Source organism: Streptomyces sp. NPDC005266 (genome assembly GCF_040607655.1).
Taxonomy (GTDB): Bacteria; Actinomycetota; Actinomycetes; order Streptomycetales; family Streptomycetaceae; genus Streptomyces.
Map to the genome: position 1 here is coordinate 1 of NZ_JBEXHC010000055.1, position 2,749 is coordinate 2,749.

Consider the following 2,749-nt stretch of genomic DNA (forward strand, 5'->3'; position numbering starts at 1 on the left):
CCCACACCTCAAACGTCGACGCGTCAAAAGCATGCGGCGCATGCATCAGCACCCGGTCACCCTCACCCACCGACCAACCCTCATCCAGCACCAACTGCGCCACACCCCCATGCGTGGCCACAATCCCCTTCGGCTCACCCGTCGACCCCGACGTGAACATCACATACACCGCCGAACCAGCCGACACCCCCACCGACCCCACAGCCCCACCAGCACAGGACGCCACCTCCGCCACCACCACTGGGTCGTCCCACACCACACACGACCCCTCCCACCCCGAAACCAACCCCACCAGATCCCGCGAACACAACACCACCTCCGCCGCCGCACCCGCCAGAATCCGCCGCACCCGCTCCCCCGGATACGACGGATCCACCGGCACATACACCCCACCCGCCTTCACCACCCCCAACAGCACAACCACCAGCTCCGCAGACCGGTCCATCACCACCCCGACCCGGCTCTCCGGACCCACACCACGACCCACCAGCCAACGCGCCACACGATCCGCCCGCGCCTCCAGCTCCGCGTACGACAGCGTCGCGTCGGGACCGGTCACCGCCATCGCGTCCGGCGTCCGCGCCACCTGCGCCGCGAACAACTCCGGCAGCGTATGGACCGGCAGCGGCCGGGCCGTGTCATTCCACCCCGCCACCACCGCGTGCTCCTCCACCCCATCCAGCACATCCAGCCGACTCACCGTGAGCGACGGATCGGCGGCCACCTGCTCCAGCACCCGCACCACCCGCTCGGCCAGCGCCTGGGCCGTGGAACGGTCGAACAGGTCCGTGGCGTATTGGAGTTCGCCGCCCATTCCGGCGGGGGTGCCCTCGTCGTCGCGCTGTTCGGCGAGGCTGATGCTCAGGTCGACACGGGCGGCGACCGTGTCACCGGCCCCCATCGGTTCCACGCGCAGACCGGGCAGGTCCCACGGCGCGCTGGTCCGGGGGACGTTCTGCAGGACCAGCATGATCTGGAACAGCGGGTTGCGGGACAGTGACCGCACCGGGTTGAGGTCGTCCACGAGCCGCTCGAACGGCACGTCCTGGTGTGTGTACGCGGCCAGGTCGGTCTCACGGACGCGGGCCAGCAGCTCCGCGAACGTCGGGTCGCCGCTCACATCGGTGCGCAGCACCAGGGTGTTCACGAAGAACCCGGCCAGCTCCTCCAGGGCACTGTCGCCGCGGCCGGCGACCGTGGTGCCGACGGGGATGTCGGTGCCCGCGCCGAGCCGGGCCAGCAGCATCGCCAGCGCCGCCTGCACCACCATGAACATGGTCGCCGAGCCCTGCTGGGCGACGTGCACCAGCCGGCCGTGCGCGTACGCGTCGAGCCGGACGGGGAGTGAGCCGCCCTGGAAGGAGGGCGTCGCGGGCCGCAGCCGGTCCGCCGGAAGCGTCAGTTCCTCGGGCAGGTCGGCCAGGGCCCGGCGCCAGTAGCCGAGCTGCGCGCTGATCAGGCTGTCCGGGTCGTCCAGGTCGCCCAGCACCTCCCGCTGCCACAGCGCGTAGTCCGCGTACTGCACCGGCAGCGGCACCCAGTCCACCGCGCTTCCCGAGCGCCGTGCCGCGTAGGCGGTCTGCAGATCGCGGGTAAGGACGCCCATGGACCAGCCGTCGACCGCGATGTGGTGGGCGACAAGCAGGATGACGTGCTCGGTGGGCGACACCTGGAGCAGGTCGATCCGCCACGGCAGGTCCCGCGCCAGGTCGAACCGCCGGGCGACGAGCTCCTCGACCGCCGCGGGCAGGCCTATGGTGGTGACGGCGCGCACGTGGACGGACGGGTGCGCGTCGGCTCCGTGCAGGATGTGCTGGCGGGGGACGCCCTCGGTCTCCGAGTAGACGGTACGCAGCGACTCGTGCCGGTCGGCCACGTCCGCGAGGGCCGCTCGGAGCGCGGCCACGTCCAGGTCGCCGAGCAGCCTCAGCACCAGCGTCACGTTGTATCCGGCGCCCGATCCCTGCTCCTCGAGCTGGTTGAGGAACCACATCCGCTGCTGCCCGTACGACAGGGGCAGCAGGTCGGGGCGCTCACGGGCGACGAGTCCGGCGCGGGCACCGGCGGCGGCGCCGTCGATGTGCCGGGCCAGGGCCGCGACGGTCGGTGCGCCGAACAGCTCGCGCACGGTGATCTCGGCGTTCAGCACCGCCCGGATCCGGGCGATCAGCCGCATGGCGAGCAGCGAGTCACCGCCCAGATCGAAGAAGGAGTCCTCGGCGCCGACCCAGTCACGGCCCAGCACCTCGGCGAACAGCCCGCACACCACCTCCTCCAGCGGGGTCGCGGCCCCGCGGCCGACCGAGCCGCCGAGTTCGGGGGCAGGCAGGGCGGCGCGGTCCAGTTTGCCGTTCACCGTCACCGGCAACGCATCCAGCGGCACCACGGCGGCGGGGACCATGTAGTCGGGCAGCTGCTCCGCGACATGGGCGAGCAGCATCGCCGGGTCCACGGCCGGGCCCTCGGCGACGACATAGGCGACGAGGCGCTTGGTACCCGGCTGGTCCTCCCGTACGACCACCGCGACCTGGCCGACGCTCTCATGCGCCGCCAGCACCGCCTCGACCTCACCCGGCTCGATCCGGAAACCACGAATTTTCACCTGATCGTCAGCACGGCCCGCGAACACCAAATGACCCTCGGCAGACCACCGGGCCAGGTCACCCGTGCGATACATCCGCTCACCCGAGCCGCCGAACGGCGCGGCCACGAACCGCTCGGACGTCAGGCCGGGGCGCCGGACGTAGCC

Annotated in this window: 1 protein-coding gene; it reads right to left on the bottom strand. The window is 71.6% G+C overall.

The features are described 5' to 3' along the window. Positions 1–2,749, bottom strand: a 2,749-nt coding sequence (locus ABZU99_RS34810) for a condensation domain-containing protein (protein ID WP_356050506.1), incomplete at both ends; no start/stop codon positions are given.